The organism is Streptococcus oricebi, assembly GCF_017883985.1.
In the GTDB taxonomy this organism is placed as follows: Bacteria; Bacillota; Bacilli; order Lactobacillales; family Streptococcaceae; genus Streptococcus; species Streptococcus oricebi.
Map to the genome: position 1 here is coordinate 1 of NZ_PRDG01000006.1, position 24228 is coordinate 24228.

Annotated in this window: 22 protein-coding genes and 2 tRNA genes; 6 read left to right on the plus strand and 18 right to left on the minus strand. The window is 37.0% G+C overall.

What is annotated here, in order from left to right:
* Positions 1–205: 205 nt before the first annotated feature.
* From C4K46_RS09135 to ychF, 12 genes are all read right to left on the minus strand, one after another.
* Entirely contained in the window at positions 206–688 is a 483-nt protein-coding gene (locus tag C4K46_RS09135; protein ID WP_209628772.1) for a sigma-70 family RNA polymerase sigma factor, read from the minus strand.
* A gap of 170 nt (positions 689–858) precedes the next feature.
* A tRNA-Glu gene (locus C4K46_RS09140) sits at positions 859–930 on the minus strand.
* A 209-nt stretch (positions 931–1139) separates the two neighbouring features.
* Entirely contained in the window at positions 1140–3122 is a 1983-nt protein-coding gene (gene ftsH / locus C4K46_RS09145; RefSeq protein WP_209628774.1) for an ATP-dependent zinc metalloprotease FtsH, read from the minus strand.
* A gap of 17 nt (positions 3123–3139) precedes the next feature.
* Positions 3140–3682 carry a hypoxanthine phosphoribosyltransferase gene (gene hpt, locus C4K46_RS09150; RefSeq protein ID WP_209628776.1) on the minus strand — a complete coding sequence of 181 codons (543 nt, stop codon included), beginning with the start codon at positions 3680–3682 and terminating at the stop codon, positions 3140–3142.
* 4 nt (positions 3683–3686) lie between these two features.
* A complete protein-coding gene (gene tilS, locus C4K46_RS09155) occupies positions 3687–4964 on the minus strand; it encodes a tRNA lysidine(34) synthetase TilS (RefSeq protein WP_209628778.1) in 1278 nt (425 codons plus the stop codon).
* On the minus strand, positions 4961–6241 hold the full coding sequence (locus C4K46_RS09160; protein WP_209628780.1) for a serine hydrolase: 1281 nt from the start codon (positions 6239–6241) through the stop codon (positions 4961–4963). The genes tilS and C4K46_RS09160 overlap by 4 nt, the downstream gene beginning before the upstream one ends.
* Positions 6234–6362, minus strand: coding sequence for an SP_0009 family protein (locus C4K46_RS10625; RefSeq protein WP_275946382.1), 129 nt, complete (start codon positions 6360–6362; stop codon positions 6234–6236). Before C4K46_RS10625 ends, C4K46_RS09160 begins: the two co-directional genes overlap by 8 nt.
* Before the next feature lie 2 nt (positions 6363–6364).
* Positions 6365–6733, minus strand: a complete 369-nt coding sequence (locus tag C4K46_RS09165) for a septum formation initiator family protein (RefSeq protein WP_209628782.1) — start codon at positions 6731–6733, stop codon at positions 6365–6367.
* A complete protein-coding gene (locus tag C4K46_RS09170; RefSeq protein ID WP_209628784.1) occupies positions 6726–6992 on the minus strand; it encodes an RNA-binding S4 domain-containing protein in 267 nt (88 codons plus the stop codon). The genes C4K46_RS09165 and C4K46_RS09170 overlap by 8 nt, the downstream gene beginning before the upstream one ends.
* Positions 6993–7077: 85 nt before the next feature.
* Positions 7078–10584 (minus strand): transcription-repair coupling factor, encoded by a 3507-nt coding sequence (gene mfd / locus C4K46_RS09175; RefSeq protein ID WP_209628786.1) that lies wholly within the window; start codon positions 10582–10584, stop codon positions 7078–7080.
* Positions 10577–11146: an aminoacyl-tRNA hydrolase gene (gene pth / locus C4K46_RS09180; protein WP_209628788.1), complete on the minus strand. Its 570-nt coding sequence runs from the start codon at positions 11144–11146 to the stop codon at positions 10577–10579. The genes mfd and pth overlap by 8 nt, the downstream gene beginning before the upstream one ends.
* 273 nt (positions 11147–11419) lie before the next feature.
* Positions 11420–12535: a redox-regulated ATPase YchF gene (gene ychF / locus C4K46_RS09185; RefSeq protein WP_209628795.1), complete on the minus strand. Its 1116-nt coding sequence runs from the start codon at positions 12533–12535 to the stop codon at positions 11420–11422.
* Between the two features lie 142 nt (positions 12536–12677).
* Here ychF and C4K46_RS09190 point away from each other — a divergent pair, with 142 nt between their 5' ends.
* Positions 12678–13181, plus strand: a complete 504-nt coding sequence (locus tag C4K46_RS09190) for a DUF1307 domain-containing protein (protein ID WP_209628797.1) — start codon at positions 12678–12680, stop codon at positions 13179–13181.
* Between the two features lie 70 nt (positions 13182–13251).
* Here C4K46_RS09190 and C4K46_RS09195 read toward each other — a convergent pair whose 3' ends face one another.
* The 5 genes from C4K46_RS09195 to htrA all read right to left on the minus strand — a co-directional run bounded on the left by C4K46_RS09195 (position 13252) and on the right by htrA (position 18347).
* Entirely contained in the window at positions 13252–13458 is a 207-nt protein-coding gene (locus C4K46_RS09195) for a DUF951 domain-containing protein (protein ID WP_209628799.1), read from the minus strand.
* Position 13459: 1 nt separating this feature from the next.
* A complete protein-coding gene (gene dnaN, locus C4K46_RS09200; RefSeq protein ID WP_209628800.1) occupies positions 13460–14602 on the minus strand; it encodes a DNA polymerase III subunit beta in 1143 nt (380 codons plus the stop codon).
* A gap of 155 nt (positions 14603–14757) precedes the next feature.
* Positions 14758–16113 (minus strand): chromosomal replication initiator protein DnaA, encoded by a 1356-nt coding sequence (gene dnaA / locus C4K46_RS09205; RefSeq protein WP_209628802.1) that lies wholly within the window; start codon positions 16111–16113, stop codon positions 14758–14760.
* 201 nt (positions 16114–16314) lie between these two features.
* A complete protein-coding gene (locus C4K46_RS09210) occupies positions 16315–17076 on the minus strand; it encodes a ParB/RepB/Spo0J family partition protein (protein ID WP_209629069.1) in 762 nt (253 codons plus the stop codon).
* A gap of 65 nt (positions 17077–17141) precedes the next feature.
* Entirely contained in the window at positions 17142–18347 is a 1206-nt protein-coding gene (gene htrA / locus C4K46_RS09215) for a serine protease HtrA (protein WP_209628804.1), read from the minus strand.
* Between the two features lie 204 nt (positions 18348–18551).
* Between htrA and rlmH the strand changes: the two genes are divergently transcribed.
* The 5 genes from rlmH to comE all read left to right on the plus strand — a co-directional run bounded on the left by rlmH (position 18552) and on the right by comE (position 21558).
* Positions 18552–19031: a 23S rRNA (pseudouridine(1915)-N(3))-methyltransferase RlmH gene (gene rlmH / locus C4K46_RS09220; RefSeq protein WP_209628806.1), complete on the plus strand. Its 480-nt coding sequence runs from the start codon at positions 18552–18554 to the stop codon at positions 19029–19031.
* Positions 19032–19078: 47 nt separating this feature from the next.
* Positions 19079–19152, plus strand: a tRNA-Arg gene (locus C4K46_RS09225).
* A gap of 188 nt (positions 19153–19340) precedes the next feature.
* Positions 19341–19484 (plus strand): ComC/BlpC family leader-containing pheromone/bacteriocin, encoded by a 144-nt coding sequence (locus tag C4K46_RS10735; protein ID WP_209628808.1) that lies wholly within the window; start codon positions 19341–19343, stop codon positions 19482–19484.
* Between the two features lie 320 nt (positions 19485–19804).
* Complete coding sequence (locus C4K46_RS09235; RefSeq protein ID WP_245335196.1) at positions 19805–20818, plus strand: GHKL domain-containing protein; 1014 nt, start codon at positions 19805–19807, stop codon at positions 20816–20818.
* Positions 20815–21558 (plus strand): competence system response regulator transcription factor ComE, encoded by a 744-nt coding sequence (gene comE, locus C4K46_RS09240; protein WP_209628811.1) that lies wholly within the window; start codon positions 20815–20817, stop codon positions 21556–21558. Before C4K46_RS09235 ends, comE begins: the two co-directional genes overlap by 4 nt.
* Before the next feature lie 60 nt (positions 21559–21618).
* Here the strand turns inward: comE and C4K46_RS09245 are convergent, their stop codons facing one another.
* Complete coding sequence (locus C4K46_RS09245) at positions 21619–24192, minus strand: YfhO family protein (RefSeq protein ID WP_209628813.1); 2574 nt, start codon at positions 24190–24192, stop codon at positions 21619–21621.
* Positions 24193–24228: the final 36 nt, after the last annotated feature.

The window sequence follows — 24228 nt, forward strand, 5'->3', positions numbered from 1 at the left end:
AGTTTTCAATGGTCCTTGTCCCCTTGAGACAACTATATCAGTATATCACCTACTTAATGCCTTGTCAATACTTTTTAGAACCTTTTTTTACTTTTTTTGAAGAAGTCTTTCTTTTAATTGTATTCTGGCCCAGTTTGCTTTTCAAGATTTCCTCTTTTAACAATTTAATATCCAGTTTTTTTCTTTTACTCAACTATATAAAGACTCAAGAGTCCCGAGGATTGAAATCTGCCAATTTTGATTTCAAATCATTTAGCAGGGCTTGCCGGCCATTGAATCGCTCATTAGCTAGTAGACGTTCGTATAATTCCTGTTTCTCTGCCGATAAACTCGCTTTATAGTCTGCTAGAGCACTCCTTAGTAAAACTAACTCATCCAGATACAGTTCTTTTATAGCTAACTTATGGCCGATTTCACTTACTTCTTCATAAGGCTGTCTATTTAGTCGGCGTTTTTGGCTTTCTTGTTTTCTAATTAAATCATGAATGTGATTACGAAACTTGGTCTTATAATAACGGTATAATTTTGAATCATCCTGCAATAATTCTGGATGATGACCTATCAATTGATATAAAACCATCATCCCTTCTTGTTCCCAATCTCCAAGCTCCCACAAATGAAGGTAGTAATCCTTATAAGCTTTCAAAACAATACATCTGACCTTAGCATATACTTCTTTAAAATCCATAGACCTTTCCTCCTTGCTTTCTTACTATCATTATAAAATACTAAAAAGAAAATAGGGAGAAAAATCCTGAAATGTCATTTTTTCTGCCTGAACAGTATATAAATATTTATAGGTAAAGAAAAACTGCCTTCCTCAAGTTAAGGAAAAGCAGCTTTAAGTGAAATAATAGATAGTCCGTACGGGATTCGAACCCGTGTTACCGCCGTGAAAAGGCGGTGTCTTAACCCCTTGACCAACGGACCATTTTATCAAGCACATAGTCCATTATACCAACTTAATAAACTTTGTCAATATAAATCTATCCACTGAAGTAAAAAAATCATTATATAAGCAAAAGGGAGGGAGCTAGGATTAGTCCTTGAAAAGGATTCTTCCTAGTCCCAGCCTCTTTTCCTATAAAACTGTACTCGGTTATGTTCTTCTAAGCACTGAAATACAAAAGTTTAAAGAATTAATTCTTATCTTTTTCATCTTCCATCTTTGACTTTACTTCGTCGTAAGAAAGAGCGTGGGCTTCCTGGTTGTCATCCTCGCTATCCGTCGGCATCTTACCTGTTTCGTAAAGAGACTTAATTTGATGGCTATCAAGGGTTTCATATTTCAAGAGCGCTTCTGCAATCAATTTGTGGGTTTCACGATTAGCCTGGATAATGTCAGCCGCTTTGTTACGTGCTTCATTTAAGAGACCACGAACTTCTTCATCAATTTCATAAGCTGTCTGCTCAGAAATTGCTTTTTGCGGACTGTAAGCTCCCGGTGTCATGGCATGATTTCCTTCGTATTGAACAGGTCCAAGTTTTTCACTCATTCCGTACTCCGTTACCATGCTCCGTGCCATTTGAGTTGCTTGTTCAAAGTCGTTTGAAGCACCTGTCGTTTGGACATTAAAGATAATTTCCTCAGCCACTCGACCACCCATTAGACCTGCCAACTGTTCCTTCATATCCTCTTTTGAAAGAAGCATTTGATCTTCTTTAGGGAGGGCAATCATGTAGCCACCTGCCCGACCACGTGGAACAATGGTTACCTTATGGACAACTCGCGCATTTGACAAGACCAAACCGACAATAGTGTGTCCAGCCTCATGATAGGCAACAATTTGACGGTCACGCTCTGAAACAGTCTTATCTTTCTTGGAAGGCCCAGCGATAACACGGTCTTCTGCTTCATCAATATCAGTTGCGTCAATGATTTTCTTATTCCGGCGAGCTGCCACCAGAGCCGCTTCGTTTAGTACATTTTCTAAATCAGCTCCGACAAAACCAGGAGTTTGTTGGGCCACCAGTTTTAAATCAACATCTTTAGCCAAAGGCTTATTTTTGGCGTGCACCCTAAGAATCGCTTCCCGTCCTTTAACATCTGGACGACCGACCAAAACTTTACGGTCAAAACGTCCCGGACGAAGAAGGGCAGGGTCCAAAACATCGCTGCGGTTTGTGGCAGCAATAACAATGATTCCTTCGTTTCCTTCAAAACCATCCATCTCAATCAAGAGCTGATTGAGGGTTTGCTCCCGCTCATCATTTCCACCACCAAGGCCGACACCACGTTGACGCCCAACAGCATCGATTTCATCAATAAAGATGATGGCTGGTGCAGATTTTTTTGCATCCTCAAATAAAGAGCGGACCCGACTAGCACCGACACCGACGAACATCTCAACAAAGTCTGAACCTGAAATACTAAAGAAAGGGACACCTGCTTCACCAGCGACTGCCTTTGCTAGCAAGGTTTTACCAGTACCTGGAGGGCCTTCCAAAAGAACACCTGCTGGAATTCGCGCTCCTAATTTTGTATAGCGTTTAGGATCCTTTAAAAACTCAACAACTTCTACCAGTTCTTGCTTCTCTTCCTCTGCTCCTGCAACATCTGAGAATCGAACTTTTATATCCTCTTTATTGGTAGCACGCGCCTTATTGCGGCCAAAGTTCATGGCACCACGAGCACCACCGCCCCCTCCTTGATTCATCATAGAAAAAAGGAAGAACATCAGAATAACAAAAGGAACTACAGAGGTGAGGACGGTAATCCAAACACCGCTTGAACTTTCGCGTTTGACACTGATTTTAGTTCCCTTGTCTGCTGCCATTTTTTGTAGGTCAGCAATAGTGGAATCAGCCGGAAGAATGATACTAGTAAACTTATTGACGCTTGTAGATGCAGGAGTGAAAAATTGAATTCCTGTCGTGTCCTTCATTTTTCGAGCTTTTTTATAGGTTCCTGAAACTTCAATTACATTTCCGTTCGGTTGGTAGCTTAGCTCTTCTACGTTATCATCATTTAGTTCTTTTACCAATTCTGTATAGTTAATAGATTGGCTACGTCCAGCGGCATCTCCAGCAAAAAAATACTGGAAACCTGTCACTAAAGCGACAATCATCAATAGATAAAGAAATGGATTTTTTATAAAACCATTGTTCTGTTTATTTTTCATTTAATTATAGTAACCCTTTAATTTTTATACACTTCTTCTTTTAAAACACCGATATAAGGAAGATTGCGATAATGCTCCTCATAATCAAGACCATAACCTACTAAAAATTCATTAGGAACTTCAAAACAAGTATAGTCTGCTTCAATCTCAACTAGACGTCCTTCTGGCTTGTCAACAAGTGTAGCAATTTTGACAGAAGCAGCCTGTCTTTCTTTAAATAAATCACGCAAGTTCTTCAAGGTTTGACCAGTATCAATGATATCTTCAATAAAGAGAATATGGCGGTCCTTAATGTCCTGATCCAAATCCTTCATAATCTTGATTACACCACTGCTAGTTGTTCCTCCATGGTAGCTAGAAACAACCATAAAGTCCATTTCAATATGCGTATCAATATGCTTGATTAACTCTGCCATAAAAGGAACAGATCCCTTTAAGACACCGACTAAGATAGGATTTTTTCCCTGATAGTCCTCTGTTAATGTAGCTCCTAGTTTTTGAGCGGCTGCGACAATTTCCTCATGTGAAATCAGTACTTTTTTAATATCTTGCTCTAACATATTTTTACCTATCTATTTTTTGAATATAAAGATTACTTTTTATTATATCACTTTTTAAAGGCTTACTCAAATCACTGACAGCCATTTCAACAATTGCTACTACTTTTTTATTTTGTTCAACGACAATAGCATCCTGTCTATCTTTTTGAGAGATTTTTTTGTCAATAAAAAAGCGGCGGAGTTTTCGATGATGGCCTTGTAATAAGATTTTATCTCCTGCCTGTCTGTGACGAAGTAGTAAATCGCTCCTATCTGCTAGCTGCAAGACTTGGACATTTTCTCCTAATAAAGCTGGTCCAAAAGAAAAACGGTAACCCTCAAAGTTAAGAGTACTGTCAAATTTTAACAGAATACTGTCCCTTCTTAAATCGGGCTGGGGACTGATTTTTCTAATCTGAAAACTATTATAATCTTTTACTAATTCATAAGGTCCCTTTAGATGATGACGATAATTGGCCTTGGTCCTTAAAATTTCTAGAATTTCTAAAAATTGAGCCTTACTTATTTGCAAATCAGAAAATTGAGTTAAATAGCCTTGGAGTAGATAGGTCTGAACAGCTTTATCTTGCTTTTTAAATGTAGCTAAGTCAGTTATTCTGATATCCCTTGTTAACTGGTCCAAGGCTTGATGGAGCTGGTCTACCTCCCCAGCCAAATCAATTAAGGCCTGCTGAAATTGCGGATTTTCCTCTTGTAAAACTGGTAGATATTGATTTCTAACTCGATTCCTTAAATAAAGATTTTCCTGATTTGACGAATCTTCAAAGTGGGGCAGATTAGGAAAATCAGCCTTACGAAAGACTAGTAGGGGGCGAATCAATTCGCCTGGACCAAAGTCTTGTCTATCCTTGATAGCAGACAAGTATCTAAGCCTAGTCCCTCTCAAAATTCTCATAAAAATCGTCTCTGCCTGATCATCAGCATGATGGGCTGTAACTAAGGCCGTACAAGACTCTTTCATCATCATCTTTTTAAAAAAATCATACCTAAAATCTCGAGCTGCCTTTTCCGAAAATTTTCCCGAATAATGAACAGTGAAAATTTGCAGATTCCAGTCAGCAGCCAGTTTTTTTAAAGCCTCCTCTTCTTGATCCGATTCGGGCCTCTGTTTATGATTGACATGGGCGATAAAGATTTGCAGGTCCAACTCCTTCCGATAGCGGTAGAGTAAATGTAGCAAAAACATGGAGTCTAAACCGCCCGAAACAGCGACCAAGACTCTTTTATGCTCCTTGAAATAGTTCTCTTTTTGCCAGTGTTTTAAACATTGTTCTTCAATCATTTCAGAACTCCATAAACATCATTGGCAATCTGTGAAATGGTTTCATAGTCTGAGTGATTTGTAAAAATCGAGATGATAAAGGGAGAATCTGTATAAACTAGGGCCACATCATGTTTAAAATCATAGGCATCCCCAATCTTATGGGCTACTTTTACAGTAAGATCCTTGGGAATTCGTTGATTGTCAAAGTTGGTCTGGGATAGGGCTTCAAGGACTGCTCCCTTTTGCTTATAGATGGCTTCCATCATATTCCCAGCCATTCTAGCTGAAGCATTTCTTTCTTCCACATCCCATTTCTTACCAGCAATTTTCTCAATCGTTTCCTGGTATTTTTTATCGGATTTATTGGTGACATAATACCCTAAAATATTAGTGGCAGCATTGTCAGATTCCTTGGCAATGCGATTGATTAGGTCTTGAATACCATAGGATTTGTTGTCAGATTCCTTGGCTAAACTTCCACTGCCCTCGGTATCATAGGCACCAGCATAATCATTGACCTCAGGGATATATTTCAAACTAGAGGATAGCTGATAATTTCCTTGATTTAATTGCTCTTGAGCATAGTAAAGAATAGGAAGTTTGGCAATGCTAGCAGCATACATCTGATTATCGGCATTGATTTCTGCCGTCTTACCAGTATTGATTTGCTTGATGTAGATAGAATAGTTTGCCTTCTGGTAACGGCTCTTCAATAAATCCTGAACCTTCTCTATCCGATTATCACTTTCAGATAAGTCATCTAAGGAAATCCAGCCCTTGCCATCAACCTTGGCATATTTATTGCTAGAAGTTTGGCTAATTTGACTGATTTTTACAGGAGTATAAGGAGAGAGGTTGCTAGTGATTTTTTTAACCCCATTGACATAAGCTTGTTCATAAAGACTAAAGTCTGGCTTAATCCACATGATTTTTTCAACATTCTCAACAGTTAAAACTTGATCATCATAAATCCACCTTTTATCGGCAACAAGAAACTGATTGTTGTTTAATTTAAAAACTGGAATTCCATCTTCATTGATTTGAAGCTCCTTAATTTTTATCGGAGTATCTGGTTTAATCTGGCCCACTACCTTATCTAACTTAGCAGTTGCAAAAACGCTCACAATTTCCTTGGCATTAGGATTGGTAGGAAGTGCATTATAAAAATTACTATAATCCGTATTGGTTAGTTGGTACTTTTGTTCTTCAGTTAGTTTAAAATCCTGTTCTGTACTGATAATCGGATTTGCACTAAGAAAAGCTGGCAACAATAACAGACATAAAAATTTACGCATCTTCCTTCCTTTCCTTTTGATTTTTTTGTAATTTCAAGGCTTGATTTTTTTCAGATAGTTGAGCTAGTTTTTCATCAGAAAACTCTAGAAATTCAGCAACAGTTTCAATTAAATTTTCCATAGCTATTGTGGTAATAAATCAGGGATATTATAGATATATTCCCCTTCTTTGGAGTAAAAATACTTGGCGCGTGCATACTTGGCTGCATAGTCGTCATTCTTCAATTTTTCGGCCAAATCTTTCTCATCATTTTTAGCCTTACTTAACTGATCATACTTCTCCTGCAACTGGGTCAGTTGTTGACGACGCTCTAGAAGCGTCTGATAGGTCTGAACCAGATTATAAGTAGGGAGAATAAACAAAAGAATGACTAAAATCAAAACCCAGCCCATAAACCGATTTTTCTTTCGTCTTTCTTCCTCTAAATAACGACGACGCTGATTTTCATCTTGAATATACTGGTTATTTAATTGGACAATATTTTTAGGCATCCGCTTCTATCCTTGTTTCACTAATGATTTCATACATCTTAATAGCATCTTCTTTTTTGGTGCTATCCTTCATTTCCAATACTCTTACTGTCAAGAGTTTATTGCCAAATCTTATTTCAATCTGATCGCCCAACTTTAAGTCAGTTGAACTTTTGGCCAAAATTCCATTGACCTTAATCCGACCCTTGTCAGCCACTTCTTTGGCCACTGGCCTCCTTTTAATAATCCTGGAAACCTTTAAATACTTATCTAATCTCATCTTCTACCTCATTTTCTGTTTAATATTCTACCACTTTTCTTGTAAAATATAGCATAAAAAGTGAAACTTTACATAATTGTAAACTTTAGTCTTGTTTTCTCTTTTTTATTTCAACTAGCTTATCAGCAAATTGAATCAAAGCTTCTAGAATCTGATAATCTTTTTTATTCTTTACATCAAAGACAAGGATCAATTGCTGATTTTCCTCTCCAATTCGAGCCTTCAATTCTGTACTTGATAGGGCCTCGAAATAATCTTGAGTTAAAAAGATTTGTTGAGAGGCCTTTTCAAAACGAACCCTTGTTAGATTACCTTTTCTTTCAATAGTTTCAGCAAAGGCTTGATCCATAAAAGATTTTAGCAGGCCAATTTCTAAGAGATAGGCCACAGAATCTGGATACTCACCAAAACGATCAATCAGTTCATCTTGTAGGTCCTGATAGTTTACACGACTGTCAATCTCACGAATTCGCTTATAAATTTCGATTTTTTGCCTTTCATCTGCAATATAAGTAGACGGTAGGTAGGCATCAATCTGCAGAAGAATTTCCACATTCCCTTTTTTCCTAACTTGTTTCCTTCCTTGCTTTTGGGCTATCGCTTCTTCTAAAAGTTGAGAATACATTTCAAAACCAACCGAGTCAATGAAACCGGATTGTGAGCTTCCTAGAATGTCACCTGCTCCTCGAATCGATAAATCCCGCATAGCGATTTTAAATCCTGAACCTAGCTCTGTAAATCCCTTAATTGCCTCTAAGCGTTTTTCTGATACTTCTGTTAGGGATTTATCTGGTCGATACATGAGGTAAGCATAGGCAATCCTATTACTTCGGCCCACTCGGCCTCTCAGTTGATAAAGGGTAGATAAGCCCATATAATCCGCATTTTCAATAAAAAGGGTGTTAGCATTAGGGATGTCAACTCCAGTTTCAATAATGGTTGTAGTTACCAGGACATCATAAGTCTGATCAATAAAATCTAGCAGAGTATTTTCTAACCGAACCTCACTCATTTGACCATGAACATAGCCAATAGAAGCCTCTGGCACAAGCTCTCTTAGTTCTGCTACTTTCTGTTCTATGGTGTCAACCTTATTGTAAAGGTAGTAAACCTGCCCATCACGTTCCATTTCTCTCAAAATTGCATCTCTAATGACAGAATCATTATTTTCTAAAACATAAGTCTGGACTGGATAACGATTGGTCGGAGGAGTTTCAATAACCGATAAATCTCTGATGCCCAACATAGACATGTGCAGGGTCCGAGGAATAGGGGTTGCTGTCAAGGTTAAGACATCAACCTTGGTTTTTAATTCTTTTAACTTCTCCTTATGCTTGACACCGAACCTTTGTTCTTCATCAATGACAATCAAACCCAAATCAGCAAATTCAATATCTTTAGACAGGAGACGATGGGTGCCAATAATGATATCAATTTGACCTTTTTTGACCTTTTTTAGAATTTCATTTTGCTCTGACTTACTTCTAAAGCGGCTCAAAACATCAATATTAACAGCAAAATTACTAAATCTTGCTTGAAAATTTGTAAAGTGTTGTTGGGCTAGAACAGTCGTCGGTACTAAAATTGCTACCTGCTTATGGTCTTTTACAGCCTTAAAAGCAGCCCTCATCGCTACCTCTGTCTTACCAAAGCCCACATCACCGACCAGAAGCCTGTCCATAGGTTGACTACTCTCCATATCCCTTTTGACTTCCTGGATACTTCTTAGCTGGTCCTCTGTTTCCACATAAGGAAAATTGTTATCAAATTCCAGCTGGTGCTGATCATCTTTAGAAAACTCAAAACCTTTAAGCTGACTGCGTTCTGCATAGAGACGAATTAAATCATCTGCAATATCTTGAACCTGGTGTTGGACCTTATTTTTGGTACTTTGGAAGCGTCCATCATTTAATTTATTTATTTTGGGAGTCTTACCATCACTAGCAACATACTTAGACAGAAGATTTATCTGGTCAACAGGAATCGAAATCTTATCAGCATTTTGATATTGAATGGTTAGATAATCTCGGTGTAAACCAGATACCTGAATGGTTTCAATCCCCAAATAACGACCAATACCATGGACATTATGAACAACATAATCTCCCTTTTCTAATTCATTGTAATCCTTGAGGCGCTCAGCATTTGAAAGATGCTGCCGGCGTAGGCGGCGCTTAGCTTTCTTTTGATAAATTTCATACTCAGTGATTAGGACAATCTTTTCATCAACAAAGTTAAAACCTTGACTTAAATTTCCCTCAATGACTTGCACAGCTCCACTATGAATCGAATCTGCTCCCACATAGTCCAGTGGGATAGCATAGTCCTCTAAATTTTTCTGTAAACTTTGTAAATTAGAAGGAGAACTTGCCTGTAAAATAAGGGTGTAGCCAGTTTTATGATAGCGCAAAATTTCCTCTTTTAAAAGCGAAAATTGACTAAAGAAATCCTGCATGGGATATTGTTGAAATTGAAAAATATGGTTAAATCTTAAGTTTCCCAGACCTTTTTGAAAATTTGAGAAAAAGCTAGCAGGCTTATAAGTTCTATACTTTTTTAAACTATCCGCAAAATAATTTTGACCTGAAATTGCTTTACTATTTTGTAAATCTTCTGTCAAGATATTAGTCAATTCTATTTCAAATTGACTATTTTGATCCATAATTTTTTGATAATCATCCAAAAAGACTTTACTTCCTTTGGGAAGATAGTCTAAGATAGTCTGTTCCTTCTCATAAAAAAAGGAGAGGAACTTTCGACTATCTGAATGCTTGCTATTTTCTCTACTAGCAGCTAGAATTTCTTCTAGGTAGGAGACTAGAGATGGGTTTACAGTCTTGTCAATTAACTTTTGAAAATGTCCAATTCCTCTTTGAAAATCGGTTTCTGTAAAAAGTAAATCGCTAGCCGGATTGATTAAAACTGTTTGAAGATTAGCCACTGATAATTGATTTTCTGGATTAAAAACCCTGATTCCATCTATTTCATCAGCAAAGAATTCAATTCGATAAGGGAGTTCTTGGCCAATTTCATAGATATCCAAAATATCTCCTCGAATACTGAACTCTCCCTGACTCAAAACCTGAGATACTTTTTCATAACCCGCATGAACTAGCACATTTACAAGTCTGTCAAGCGGGTATTCTTTAGAGACTTCTAATCTGATTTGATGTTTCCTAAAAGTATCCGGACTAGGTAAGAGTAGACGACTAGCTGCTAGATTGCTAACAATAAAACTGGGCTTTTTAGTATCTAGTAAAGAATTTAGTGTCTCCAGACGTGCCTGTATTTTTTCTTTAGAAGAAAAGATAAATTCAGCCAGGGGATTGTCATCTGCCAAAAATGTGTAAACCTTGTTCTCACCGACCAAACTAATCAAGTCACTTGCCAATTTTTCTGCGGCATTTTGACTGCTAGTCAAAATGAGAATAGGACCATCATTTTCTGTCAAGCTAGTTGCCATAACAGAGGCCTTAGTGGACGATGATAAACCTAGAACCAGTTGGCGTTCTAATTTTTGAGACTGTTGATTCCAATCCGAAATCTTCTTATTTTGCTTAAATAAATCTAGTATCTTCATGATTCTACCCATTATAGGCCTGCATGATTTTATCAAAATCTTGCTTTTCTAAATAATCCTTTACAGACCTGTCAACCTTATCTAGACTGGTCAAAATCTTAATATAATCTTCTTGAGTAAATTTACTTAAAACATGGGCCACAACTGTTTGATTTGGTTTAGGTCGACCAATCCCAATCTTTATCCTTTGAAAATCCTGACTATCTAAGTGTTTGATAATCGATTTGATTCCATTATGTCCCCCAGCCGAACCCTTTTTTCTAAGACGAATCTTACCTACTTCCATATCTAGGTCATCGTAAATAACTAGTAAATCTTCCTTATCCAAGCCATAGTAAGCTAAGAGAGCTTGGACTGCTCGTCCACTCTCATTCATAAAGGTTAAGGGTTTGACAAAATAGACCTTTTCTCCATTAAAAAAGCCAGAGGCAATTTCCGCCTGAAAGATTTTATCTACTGTAAACTTTAAGTCAAGTTCTTTACATATTTTGTCAATCAACATAAAGCCTACATTGTGCTTGGTTTCAAAGTATTTGTCTCCTGGATTTCCCAATCCAACAATCAATTTTGTCATACTACTCCTTTTCAAATGCCAAAAGGGGAGTGGGACAGAACTGATTCCTGAAATGAAATAGTTGCTAGTCCCACCCCCGCGAGGCCTGTTAAGCTTCAACAGCCTACTGAGCTGTTGAAGCTTGCGGATAAAATAAGCAAAGTTTGTGTCAAAATATGGAGTCTAAAAAGACAACATTAGGACCTGAAAGGATACTAGGTCTTGCACTTCACTAAAATATTTTAGACACTCGATAATTTTGTCTCTGCCTCTTATTTATTTTTCACCTTAAAATTAAACGTTAAACCTGAATTCCATGATGTCGCCATCCTGAACCAAATATTCTTTTCCTTCTTCACGCAAGCGACCAGCCTCTTTGACAGCCTTCTCGCTACCATAGTGAACTAAATCATCATAAGACATAGTTACAGCCCGTATGAAGCCTTTTTCAAAATCAGAATGGATAATTCCAGCTGCTTGTGGGGCCTTCATCCCCCTCTTAAAGGTCCAAGCCCGAACTTCTTTTTCTCCGGCTGTGAAGTAGGTCGCAAGACCTAATAAATGATAGGCTGCCCTAGTCAATTTATCTACACCTGACTCATCTAGTCCCATGGCTTCTAAAAATTCAAGCTTATCCTCGTCATCGAGCTCTGAAATTTCTTCTTCAGCACGCGCTGAAATAACGACAACTTCAGCCTTTTCAGTTGCTGCAAAATCTCTTATCTGCTTAACATAATCGATATTTTCAGGATCTGCAACCTCATCTTCACTGACATTAGCGACATAGAGGACAGGTTTGGCTGTTAAAAGAAAGAGGCCCTTAACGATTTTTTGTTCATCTTCTGTAAATTCAATCGTTCTAGCAGATAGACCGTCTTCTAAAACAGGTTTAATCTTTTGCAAAATATTAAACTCGGCAACAGAATCTTTGTCCTTTTGGGTTCGAGCCATTTTTTCCACACGCGCATAGCGCTTGTTAATACTTTCTAGGTCAGCTAAAATCAATTCTAGATTGATGGTCTCAATATCTGCCATAGGGTCAACAAAATCGGATTCACGCCCTTGTTCACGCATGACATTCTCATCGTCGAAAGCACGAACGACATGGACAATGGCATCCACTTCACGAATGTTAGCTAGAAATTTATTTCCTAAACCTTCTCCTTTGGAAGCCCCCTTGACAATCCCTGCTATATCTGTAAACTCAAAGGTTGTAGGGATTTTCTTTTGTGGTTTGATTAGCTGGGTTAATTTATCCAAACGACTGTCTGGTACTTCTACCCGCCCTACATTGGGATCGATTGTAGCAAATGGATAATTAGCTGCTTCTGCTCCTGCTTTAGTAATTGCATTAAATAAAGTTGATTTGCCGACATTAGGTAAGCCGACAATTCCTGCTGTTAAGGCCATTGAACTCTTCCTTTCCTCTTTTCAACTCAAACTATTATACCATAAAATCAATAAATGTCAGTAGTTGATTTCCGAGTAATTTTTGAAAAATATTTGCTTTTTAAAGCAAAATATATTATCCTTACCTTAGGAGGAATAACAGATGAAAAATAAACATTTTGTCAAATGGTTACTAGGACTTGTAACCCTCACCCTACTAACAGTTCTTGCTGCCTGTGGTTCTGGAAAAGAGCAAGTACGCTATTTCCAACAGATCGATCAAAGCTCTAAAATTGATATCCGAATGACTTATTATTACAAGGGCGATACAGTTACTAAGCAAACAACAGAAAGCCAAATCCCTTACTCTAGAATCAATGCTACTGATGAAGCCAGTGCTAGAACTATTGTTGAACCTAAGTCAAAACAATACCAAACTTTAGCAGGTGTTAAGGAATCCATCACTTATGAGAAAGATGGTATTAAAGAGAGCCTTGAAATTGACTACGAAAAAGTTGATTTCAAAAAATTAGCGGAAGTTGATTCAGCCTTTGCTAGTTCTGGCGGTGCCGATGCTAAAAAAGTAAGCATGAAAGCCAGTGCAAAACTATTAGAAAACAATAACTTCAAAGAAGTTAAGGATGGAAAATTTGAATCGCTCAAATAATTGAAATTTTAGCGTTCGAATCACATCAAAAAAATAAGCAAGTAGCTCTAATCGCAATAAGTAAAAAGTATTAGGAATTTTCTCCTAATACTTTTTTTAATTTTCTCTCAAAGTCATAGCGACTCATCATCACAACATGTTCACAATTGGTGCAACGAATTTTAATATCAGCTCCCATGCGTACAATTTCCCAGCGATTGGCTTTTTTGCCAGTCGATTTAATCGTACAGGCATGGGGTTTCTTCATCTCAATAAAATTTCCTAAATCATACTTCATTTTAATTGGTTCTCACTGGAGTAATCAACTGGATAAAGTCCTCTCCCTCTTGTCCTTCAGCAGGTACAAGGGTAAAGGGACGGACGGCAGAAATAAAACTAATCCTTACTTGCTCACTAGTAATCGCTTTTAAAGCTTCAATCAAGTAGGTCGGATTGAAACTGATAGTCAAATCTTCACCAGATACACTCTCAGTCTCAATTTCTTCATTAACCCGTCCAACTTCAGGTGAATTTACATGGGCACTGACCAAGCCCTTTTCGATTTCTAACTTCACCGTTCCATTTTGAGTCGCATTTGATAAGAGTCTAGCACGCTCCATAGCAAAACGTAAATCACTGGTATTAAAGGTGACTACATTAGTAAATTCACTTGGAATTAGCCTATCCGTATCTGGATAGGATCCTTCTAGTAAGCGAGTGTAGAAGTTAATGTTTTCACTTCTAAATAGGATTTGATTGTTGGCAAAGAAAATCTCAACTGTTTCTATATCATCTGTAAATACTGAGCTAAATTCTCTTAAAGAACGGCTAGGAATAACTACATCAAAATTATCCCCATTCTTGTCCAGGGTGATTTTCTTTTGACTCATCCGATGAGAGTCGGTAGCCACTGTTTTTAGCTCTTTGTGATTTGTCAGGACAAAATGAACACCAGTCAAAATCGGACGACTCTCTTGGCTACTAGCCGCAAAAGCTGTTTGGTTGATTAAGTTTTTTAGAATACTAGTTTCAAGAATGAGGGGATTGCTGGTTGGAACCTCCTGGATACGGGGATATTGATCAGCATCTTTTCCTTTTAGGGTAATCTCTGATTTACCACTTGTTAAGACGATTTGGTTTTGTTCTATTTCTTTAAATTCTAAAGTAATATCTGGTAGGCTAGAGACAACATTGATAAAGAAAGTGGCCTCTAGGAGGATGGAACCAGAAGAACTAACCAAAAGACCGGCATTTTCATCTTTAATAGAAATGAAATTTTCAATAGAAATTTGACCATTAGAACCGATTAGGGTAATCCCTTCTTCTTCAACTGTAATTTTAACAGTGGATAAGATTGGAATCGCATTTTTATGACTAATGGCCCTTTTCGTTACATTCAAGGTTTGTAAAAATAAGTTTTTATTGATTGAAAAATGAATCATGGAAACTCCTTTAATTATTTATGATTATAAGGTTAATAGTAATAGTAGTTTGTGTGAATGATGTGGAAAACTCTCACCGACAATGTTTTTCCAAGGATTGATACTTGTTCACAAACTGTGGAAAAAGAAGCTGATAAAATTTTACTTATCCACAATTAGCGAATCTTATTTTTGATACTCTTTATCTCTAAACGCAGATTATCATCCGTTTCAAGCATGGTTTTTATTTTACTATGCGCGTGAATAACGGTTGTATGATCCTTGCCACCGAATTCTCGACCAATTTTAGGAAGACTATTGTCAGTCAGTTCCCGGGCCAGATACATAGCTACTTGTCGAGCTAAAACAATATTTTGTACCCTCCGACTGCCCTTCATTTCCTTAGTACTTACTCCGTAAAATTTTCCGACCTCATTTTGAATTTTCTCAATGGGAATAACGGTAACCTGGCTGCTATCTTGCTTGCGTGCTCGAATGGCTTCAGCAGCAATATCAATGGTGATTTCCTTGAGATTTCTGACATTTGCAATCAAGCTAATATCATTTAAAGCTCCCTCTAAATCTCGCACATTTGAATCAAATTGGCCAGCTAGATATTCTAAGGTATCATTGGAGAAAGAGTAATTCAAGCCTTCAATCTTGTTTCGTAAGATTGCTATCCTGGTTTCAAAGTCTGGAGGAGTAATATTTTGAGTCAGTCCCCATTTAAAGCGGGTAACCAGACGTTCTTCTAGATTTTCTAAATGGTCTGGACTACGATCACTAGTTAGAACAATCTGTTTATTGTCCCCGTGGAGAGCATTAAAAGTATTAAAAAATTCTTCCTGAGTAGAGACTTTTTTCCCTCCTAGAGATTGAATATCATCAATCAGGAGCAAGTCCAGACTACGATAGGTCTTTTTAAAACTATCCATCTCTCCTAAACGCAGATGTTCTAGAAAGTCGTTAATAAAGGTTTCGGCAGGTATATACTTGACACGCGCATCTGGAATATGCTCTAAAATTTGATTTCCAATAGCGTTTAATAAATGAGTTTTTCCTAAACCTGGTCCTCCATAAATAAACAGCGGATTATAGGTTGTAGCCAGATTTTCTGAAACGGCTAGAGCAGCAGCCTTGGCCCAAATATTCCCGTCTCCTTGGACAAAGTTATCAAAGGTATATTTGGCCTTGAGACCTGTTTCTATCTGGGGCAAACTTGGCTTGGGACTTTCAGGGCTAATTGGAGAACTTGTTTTAGCTCTTGAGCTTTTTGTATTCTCACTTTCTTCAAAGATATAGCGGATGGAAATTTGATTATAATAGATTTCAAAGCCAGCAGTTAAGACAATATTAGCTAAGTTTTGTTCCCAAAATAATTGCTTTACAGGACTGTCTAGGAGGATGGTTGCTTCTTGGTTTTCTACGCTAATTAATCTTGCTTCAGAAACAAAGAAATCATAAGTTGTTTGTTTGAGTTGCTCTTGGGATAATTCTAGAATTCTCGCCCAAAAAGTATCTTCTTTCGTCATATTTCCCTCCTTTTCTAGATAGATTTTCTCTTATTTTACCATAAATAGAGGGAGTTTTCCACAAAAGAAAATAAGAATTCACATTGTTTACGAAAGTTTTCCACAAATTGTTAATAATTATTTCATATCCTGATTTTAAAGGGTTTCTTCCCCTTCTTCCTGTGTAAAAAGATGTGGGACCAAAAAAGAAAAATAACAGCCTTATTTAAAGCTGTTAATAATTCTTTGATATTCTTCGGGGTCTGCAAAAGAGATAGTGATTTTTCCAGCCTGATTTTTAGCGAGTTGAATTGTCACTTCTGTCCCTAACTGCTGTTTTAACCTGGCCTCTTCTTCTCTGATAAAAATTTCTTTTTCTTGTCTTTTTTTAGCAGGCTTTTTAGCAGATAATTTTTTTTCTAAATCTCTGACAGAAATATCTTCTTTAGTAATTTTTTCCAGCCATTCCACTTGTTTCTGTTCTGTTAGAGGAACCAGAAGGCGGGCATGGGCCTGGGAAATATCTTGCTTTTTTACAGCCTCAATCAGCGTTTGGGACAAGTTTAAAAGGCGAACTAAGTTACTAATGTAAGGGCGGGATTTTCCCATAATTTTAGCCAATTCTTCATGGGTTAGTCCCTTGTCAATCAAGGACTGATAAGACTCAGCTTCTTCTATGGGATTCAAATCCTCCCTTTGAAGGTTCTCAATGATGGCTTGTCTCATCATATCTTGATCTGTTAGGTTCTTAATGAGGGCAGGGACCGATTCTAACTCAGCTAATTTGGCAGCGCGATACCTTCTTTCTCCAGCTAAAAGTTCATACCCAATAACAGGGGATTTTCGAACAATGATTGGTTGAATAATGCCATTTTCCTTGATAGAATTTGCTAATTCAAGTAATTTTTCTTGTGAAAAAGTTTTTCTGGGTTGGTAAGGATTGGTATGAATATCCTTGAGCTTGAGATATTGAAAATTTTCCATAGCATCTATAGCATAACACACCTTTACTTTCCTGTAAAGGTGTGTTGACAAAACTGTAAATAAGATTAGTTCTCAGATTTTAAATCTTGTGTTGATTTAGTTAATTTGATGGTTGTTGTAGCTTCTTTTCCATCTCGATAATAGGTTACCTTGATTTCATCACCGATAGCATGATTGTAAAGAGCAGATTGTAAATCATGAGTTGTTTCGACCTCTTTGCCATCGATCTTAGTAATGGTATCGTACTTTTCTAATTTTCCTTCTGCCGGCATACCAGCTTGTGTTGAGCGAACGACTACTCCATTGGTAACCTTATCTGGAAGGTTGAGACGACCGATATCAGCTGACGAGAGATTTCTAAGGTTAACCATTTGGATTCCCAGGGCAGGTCGGGTAACGGATCCATCTTTTTCTAACTGCTTGATGATATTGACAACATCGTTTGAAGGGATAGCAAATCCCATCCCTTCAACAGAAGTTTGTCCGTTGTTGGTGATTTTACTTGAGGTGATTCCGATAACTTGTCCTTCAATGTTAACCAATGGTCCTCCTGAGTTACCAGGGTTAATGGCAGCATCTGTTTGGATGGCTTGAGTTGAAACAGCTTGACCGTCTTCTGATTGAAGAGATACTGTCCGACTAAGACTAGAAACAATCCCCTGAGTAACAGAGTTTGCGTAATCAGATCCCAAAGGACTACCGATTGCAATAGCTGTTTCTCCTACAGTTAACTTATCAGAATTACCGAAGTCGGCAACACTTTTAACCTTGTCAGAGCTTATTTTAACCACTGAAATATCAGAATAGGTATCGGAACCGACGATTTCTCCTGGGACAGTACTTCCATCTGCCAAGCGGATATCAACACTGCTAGCACCATGAATAACGTGGGTATTGGTTACTAGGTAGGCATATTTCCCCTCTTTTTTATAGATAACACCAGATCCTTCACCAGCAATCCGGTCTTCCTTATTTTCTGAGCCACTATCTGAGGAGCCTTCATTACCAAAGATAGTATCACCAGATGCCTTATCAGAATAAATGATAACAGAAACAACTGCATTTTTTATTTTATCCACAGCTTCTGTTGTTGATGTTGTATTTTTATAAGAATTAGCAACCTTTGTAGTAGTCAGACCATTTTTAGAATTGGTCTGCATTTGAGAGAATTTTAGGGTAGCAAAGGCACCAAAGGAGCCCCCTACTAGACCCACAACAAAGATGAGAACAAATAATAGAATTTTTCTGAATAAATCTGAAGAATTTTTCATTTTTTCCTCCTGGTATTTTCAATTGGTGTAAGTATAAGCAGATTAACTTAATTATAACTTAAATTTTATAAGTTTTCCACAGTTTGTGGAAAACTTATAAAAAATGTTAATCTTCATTAGAAAATAGATAGATTTGGACTTTCTTTTTCATTTTTTCTTTGTTGATAAAGTGTGAACTCTTTGTGAATATGATAGAATATAGCTATGAAAATAAAAATCGTAACTGTAGGAAAATTAAAGGAAAAATATCTAAAGGATGGTATAGCGGAATACAGCAAGCGTTTAGGCCGCTTTACAAAACTTGAACTAATCGAAGTTGCTGATGAAAAGACACCTGATAAGGCCAGTCTTCTAGAAAATCAACAAATTTTAGCTAGAGAAGGAGAGAAAATCCTAGCTAAGATAAATAAGGGAGAGTTTGTTGTGGTTCTAGCAATTGAGGGAAAGCAGCTTCCGTCAGAGGACTTTAGTCGCATGATGGAGGAGGCAACCCTTAGAGGCTTTTCTGATTTTACCTTTGTAATAGGAGGAAGTTTAGGCTTGGATCAGAGGGTCAAAGAAAGAGGGAATATTTTGATTAGCTTCGGGCTTCTTACCCTTCCACATCAACTGATGAGGCTGGTTCTTATTGAGCAGATTTATCGAGCTTTTATGATTCAGCAGGGCAGTCCTTATCATAAGTAAGTCCTTGACGCTCCCCCTTCTTTCTGATAAAATAGTAGGGTATATAAGGTCCCATAGCTCAGCTGGATAGAGCATTCGCCTTCTAAGCGAACGGTCGCAAGTTCGAATCTTGCTGGGATCATCTAAAAAGCTAAAAATGAATCTAAGAATAATTTAGATTCATTTTTAGCTTTTTTGCTGGAAAAATGACATTTGAGGCATAAAAATAGACATATTAAGCAAAAGTGAATATTTTTTAGAAAAATTAGGTATAATATTACTAGGCAAATTCTTCAGTATGCTTTATAAAAATATTTAAGGAGGTAAAGAATGGATAAATTTTCTTACTTAAATCAATTTAGAACCTTGAAGAAGAAGGAATTGAGGTTAGTAAAGGGTGGGAATGGGTATAGAACAATTAGAATGGACGATATCATCAAGTATCTGGTAAATTCTCAGTTTGGTCGTAAGTAAAGGAGTGGTCTATGTTCCTCTTATTTTTAGCATTTATCTTAATTGCTGGTCTTCAAGCCCTATCTATCACTCTCATTTATAGTAGGGCGGTAAAGGCAAAAATAGACTTTCGTTTTGCCCTCTATTGTTTTTTATTCTTTTCCTTGAACAATATTATAGCAATAGTTGATGATTGGTTCTATGCTATTTTATCCTTTTCACAACCCTTGTTTATCTATCTCTATTTCAGGTTTTTCAGGGTTTACAAAGAATATTTAAATATTTTTATAGCAATTTTTATTTGCTTGGCTGTCAAGACTTCAGAAACTTTCTTTCTGGTGATGATTTCATCAATCGTTAGTGATAAAATTTTTTTACAGAATTTACTTATCTTTTTCCCGATTTTAAGTCTGTTAACAACCTTAAATATGTTGCTAATCCTAAGGAGTTTTTCCTTTGATTTTTCCTACATCAAGGATCAACTAGCTAAAAACAGGGTCATCTTCCTTTCCTTGCTCTTGTTGGCTATTCATGTAACCTTAAAGATTTCGGATTTCACTAATTCTGTCGAAAATTTTAATAGCTTTTCTAGTATGTTAGCGACCATTTGTTTTTTGATTTTTTTATCTACCTTATTATATTTACAACTCAGTCACCGCAAGCAGGAAAAGGATAGAGAATTAAAGGAAAAAGAAAAGGAACACTTGCAGCTGCAAAAGTATGCGGATGAAATTTTCTTTCTCTATAGTGAGGTTCGTGGTTTTCGACATGACTACGGAGGAATTTTGACCAGCATGAGATCCAGTATCAATAAGGGGGATATTGACGAAGTTAAGCGAATTTATGAGGAAGTTTTAGAAAATATCAATATTCAGCTTAGTTCCAATAGGTACAGCTATTTTGATTTAAATAATATCGGTGATTCTGCCTGGCGTAGTCTGATGACAGAAATGTTATTTCGAGCCCATGATAAGGAGCTCCAGCTTATTTTTGAGATTAAGGATTATATCGATCGTTTACCCATAGAACTACTAGACTTGATTAGAATCACAAGTATTTTATTGAATAATGCGATTGAGGGGGCTTATGAGAGTCTGAAAAAGACTGTCCATATTTCTCTGATAAAATTGGAGAAAGAGGTTGTCTTTGTTGTTCGCAATTCGAGGAAAAAGATGGATTTAGACCTGGAAAAAGTCTACCAGGTAGGCTTTTCAACCAAGGGGGAGAAGAGAGGCATCGGTCTCATCAATATGAAAGAAATCATTGCCCACTATGATGATATTATTTTAGATACGACGATTGAACCAGAGTATTTTACTCAGGTAGTCACATTTAGACGAGGAGACTGTCTATGAAAATTTTAATTTTGGAAGATTTAATGGAACACCAGATTCGGATTGAAAGAGCCCTAAGTCAGATAGCTCAAGAACTAGCCATTGAGTTAGATGTAAGAGTCACAGGAAAGGTCAATGAATTTAAGCATTACATTGAGTCTGGTCAAATCAATCAACTGTATTTTCTGGATCTAGATATTAAGGGAGATTCGCAAAAAGGCTTGGAAATCGCCCAGTTTATCAGGAACTATAATCCCTATGCTATCTTGGTTTTTGTTACCACTCATTCAGAATTTGCTACTATGACTTTTAAGTATAAGGTCTCAGCTTTGGATTTTATTGGCAAAGACAGCGATGATACAACCTTTAAAGAAAAATTAAAAGACTGCATCCTTTATACCAAGGAGCAGCTATTAGAAAATGATAAGATGCTGGATTATTTTGAGTATAGCTATGGTGGTCACGATGTCCGTTTGCCCTATAACGATATTCTTTATATTGAGACAACTGGAAGTTCACATAAACTAAGAATAGTTGGCAAAAATTTTTATAAGGAATTTTATGGAACAATCAAAGACATTGAGGCCCAAGATAAGGAAAAGGGAAAGTTCTTTCTCCCCCACAAATCTTTTTTAGCTAATATTCAAAACATTCAGGACTATGACAAAAAGAAAAGGGAAATCATTTTTTATGAGAGGTATCGGTGTCCTATTTCCCGCATCAAGGTTAATCAGTTAAAAAGCCTCTTGGGGAAACAGTGACTATCTTGAATCAACTATAAAAACTCCTTTTTCTGCGGAAAAAGGAGTTTTTAGCTTGCTTTATTTTAAAGATTTTTTACGATTGTAGAGGATAAAACAGGTGATGCCTAAAATAAAGCAGATAAGGCCTTCCTTGAATCCTTGAGGGACAAAGCTTAGCTTGATTGTTCCTTTTCCTTTCTTTACATCTACCTTCATAAATCCTTTTTGTGCACGCTCGATTTTTAAAGTCTTACCATCCTGACTGGCAGTCCACCCTTTGTCATAAGGTAGAGTAAAGAAGAGTGAGGTATCTTTTTTGGCTTGATACTGGGCAATGACCTGGTTATTCTTGTTTCTTACCTTAACCTCTTGACTATTGAGCTTATCGAAGGCTGCCTGGTAGTTGTTGACATCAACTGTATAAAATTCTGGTTGATCAAATGATACTTGGGAGTTATCTGGGAAAGTAAATCGAACAGTGACTGTTTGTTTTTCCTGGAAATAACCAAGATTGAAAAAGGAGAATACATTGTTGGTTCCATAACGAAGAGTTCGATCTCCAATAGTCACATCAACAAGCTTTTGGTCATCGTTGGTAAAGTGAAGATTAGGAATATTTACATAAGCTTGACTAGCAGCAGGAATTTCTAAGGTATAGGCCACGCTGGCAAAGCTAGAGTGATTGGCCTGGTCAACTTTTGCAATGATTCGTTTATCTAATTGATGAACATTATAAGAAAAAATGGGACTCCTACGGTAGAAATACTGTAAATCTAGACCGGTTACTTGATTTAGGAATTTAGTTTGATTGTCAAGGGTTAGGTTATTGAACTTGACATCTTTGTAAATCGAATCTGTTAAGAAAGCCAAGGAGCTGGCATTTTGATTTTGATAGAGACTCAAGCTATTTTCAGTTTTAAAGGGACTGAATCCGTATTTTAAGGGATCTTGCTCAGAGAGATTGTAGCTTAGTCCAAAGAGACTATCCATTAAAATCGTATTATTCTGGTATCTTAGGTTAAGATTGGTTCCATCAGATTTGAAACCTAGCTTGTCTAAGGTTGAACTAGTTGAGGTATTACGTACCGATGAAAATTGTGAAATTCCATTGTAATTGTACTTCATACTATCATTACCGGTCTGAGTTTCCAATTCCTCTGTTCGATAAAAGTCTTTATTCTGGTCCTTAGCCTCCTTTACAAGCTTGTCAATCTCAGTCAAGTTTTTTGCATAAGACTTACGGCTAGCAAAGACCCATTCTTTGGCAATTCCGTTGATTTGATAATAGGTGTTAAGAGAAAGTTCAAAACAGACAAAAAATAAGGTTGACACAAGAAAAATCTTCTTGGGAATAAAAGATTTTATGGAAATGGAAAAGATTAGCAAGTAGGCTAGGAAAAACTCTAGTGTCAAGACAAAGTTGACAGCTGTTAAAAATGGATAACTTTTTCGATTGATAAAAGTGAGTAGGTAGCCCAGAGCTAAAAAAGAAAAAGCAGCTAGGAGATTTCTCCATTTAATCTCTTCAAAACGATTGAGAGTATGGGCGGCTAAAAAGATAACTAGGATAGAAAAGAGCCAGGAATAGCGATGTAAGAACATATTTGGAGCATGCATTCCTTGCCAGAATAAGTCAAGGGCTTGTAAACGGAAGCTAGCGATGAGAAGGGTAATAAGAAAGAGGTAGGAAAGTTTCACGTGAAACTTAATTGATTTCAGGGTGAAAAAGACTAGGGCAAGGACCAGCGGTAGCAAGCCAACATAAATCATGGGAATTGATCCGTACTTGGTTGTGTCAAAACTACCGATAAAATTTTTTGCAAATAGGTCTAAGTTATTACTCTTCTCAGTCAGGATCCTAGTGATACTTGTTAATTTTTCCCCATGCGTCTTTAAATCAAGGAAGGTTGGTAGAATCATCACCAGACTAGTTAGACCAGCCAAGATTGACACAATTGTAAAGTCAAGTAAACTTTTTATTCTCTTTTTAATGTCCCAAGAAATTTCTGTTAGATACCAGAAAACCAGGAAGATAGCCACCATGTAGCCAAAGTAATAATTTTGAATGAAAAGGATTGTCAAACTTGTAAAGTAGAGAACTCTTCCTTTTTGTAAGACAAGTTGGTGTAAACCATAAAGAATAAGTGGTACCAAAATAAAAACATCCAACCAGGTTTTTATTTCAATTTGACTGGTTGCAAAGCTCATTAGTGCATAAGATGTTGAAAGAACTAAAATGAGCAAGGGAGGAATTTTTTTAAAAATCCCCTTGATGCTAACAAAGGAAGAAAGTCCTATCAAGCCGAATTTAATCAAGGTAAAAAGATAGACCGCATCTGGCATATTTTCAAGATTAAAAAAATAGACCAAAGGAGATAGAAAACTGCCCAAATAGTAGCTAGATAGGGCATAGAAATTAAGTCCCAGGCCGCTAGTGAAAGTGTAAAAGAGACTATCGTTTCCATGGAGGATATTTCTTAGATTGATATCAAAGATTACATACTGGTGGAAACCATCTCCCAGCAAGGGCGAGGTCTCACTATTCCAATAAATCCCTTGAGTAAAATAGACCGACAACATAATAGCAAAGGGCAGGAGAAAGGCAAGGAGATGGGACCAATAATTTTTAAAAAAGTGTTTTATTTTTTTCATAGGCAATAGGCTTAAAAAGGGGAGGGACGGAACAGA

Bases quoted from the DNA above. Each gene is read 5' to 3' on its own strand.
- C4K46_RS09190 (WP_209628797.1), top strand. From the start codon at position 12,678: ATGAAAAATAAACATTTTGTCAAATGGTTACTAGGACTTGTAACCCTC.
- C4K46_RS09245 (WP_209628813.1), bottom strand. From the start codon at position 24,192: ATGAAAAAAATAAAACACTTTTTTAAAAATTATTGGTCCCATCTCCTT.
- htrA (WP_209628804.1), bottom strand. From the start codon at position 18,347: ATGAAAAATTCTTCAGATTTATTCAGAAAAATTCTATTATTTGTTCTC.
- C4K46_RS09170 (WP_209628784.1), bottom strand. From the start codon at position 6,992: ATGAGATTAGATAAGTATTTAAAGGTTTCCAGGATTATTAAAAGGAGG.
- C4K46_RS09135 (WP_209628772.1), bottom strand. From the start codon at position 688: ATGGATTTTAAAGAAGTATATGCTAAGGTCAGATGTATTGTTTTGAAA.
- C4K46_RS09165 (WP_209628782.1), bottom strand. From the start codon at position 6,733: ATGCCTAAAAATATTGTCCAATTAAATAACCAGTATATTCAAGATGAA.
- dnaN (WP_209628800.1), bottom strand. From the start codon at position 14,602: ATGATTCATTTTTCAATCAATAAAAACTTATTTTTACAAACCTTGAAT.
- C4K46_RS10735 (WP_209628808.1), top strand. From the start codon at position 19,341: ATGGATAAATTTTCTTACTTAAATCAATTTAGAACCTTGAAGAAGAAG.
- C4K46_RS10625 (WP_275946382.1), bottom strand. From the start codon at position 6,362: ATGGAAAATTTAATTGAAACTGTTGCTGAATTTCTAGAGTTTTCTGAT.
- ychF (WP_209628795.1), bottom strand. From the start codon at position 12,535: ATGGCCTTAACAGCAGGAATTGTCGGCTTACCTAATGTCGGCAAATCA.
- C4K46_RS09210 (WP_209629069.1), bottom strand. From the start codon at position 17,076: ATGGAAAATTTTCAATATCTCAAGCTCAAGGATATTCATACCAATCCT.
- dnaA (WP_209628802.1), bottom strand. From the start codon at position 16,113: ATGACGAAAGAAGATACTTTTTGGGCGAGAATTCTAGAATTATCCCAA.
- hpt (WP_209628776.1), bottom strand. From the start codon at position 3,682: ATGTTAGAGCAAGATATTAAAAAAGTACTGATTTCACATGAGGAAATT.
- C4K46_RS09160 (WP_209628780.1), bottom strand. From the start codon at position 6,241: ATGCGTAAATTTTTATGTCTGTTATTGTTGCCAGCTTTTCTTAGTGCA.
- comE (WP_209628811.1), top strand. From the start codon at position 20,815: ATGAAAATTTTAATTTTGGAAGATTTAATGGAACACCAGATTCGGATT.
- rlmH (WP_209628806.1), top strand. From the start codon at position 18,552: ATGAAAATAAAAATCGTAACTGTAGGAAAATTAAAGGAAAAATATCTA.
- C4K46_RS09195 (WP_209628799.1), bottom strand. From the start codon at position 13,458: ATGAAGTATGATTTAGGAAATTTTATTGAGATGAAGAAACCCCATGCC.
- ftsH (WP_209628774.1), bottom strand. From the start codon at position 3,122: ATGAAAAATAAACAGAACAATGGTTTTATAAAAAATCCATTTCTTTAT.
- mfd (WP_209628786.1), bottom strand. From the start codon at position 10,584: ATGGGTAGAATCATGAAGATACTAGATTTATTTAAGCAAAATAAGAAG.
- tilS (WP_209628778.1), bottom strand. From the start codon at position 4,964: ATGATTGAAGAACAATGTTTAAAACACTGGCAAAAAGAGAACTATTTC.
- C4K46_RS09235 (WP_245335196.1), top strand. From the start codon at position 19,805: ATGATTTCATCAATCGTTAGTGATAAAATTTTTTTACAGAATTTACTT.
- pth (WP_209628788.1), bottom strand. From the start codon at position 11,146: ATGACAAAATTGATTGTTGGATTGGGAAATCCAGGAGACAAATACTTT.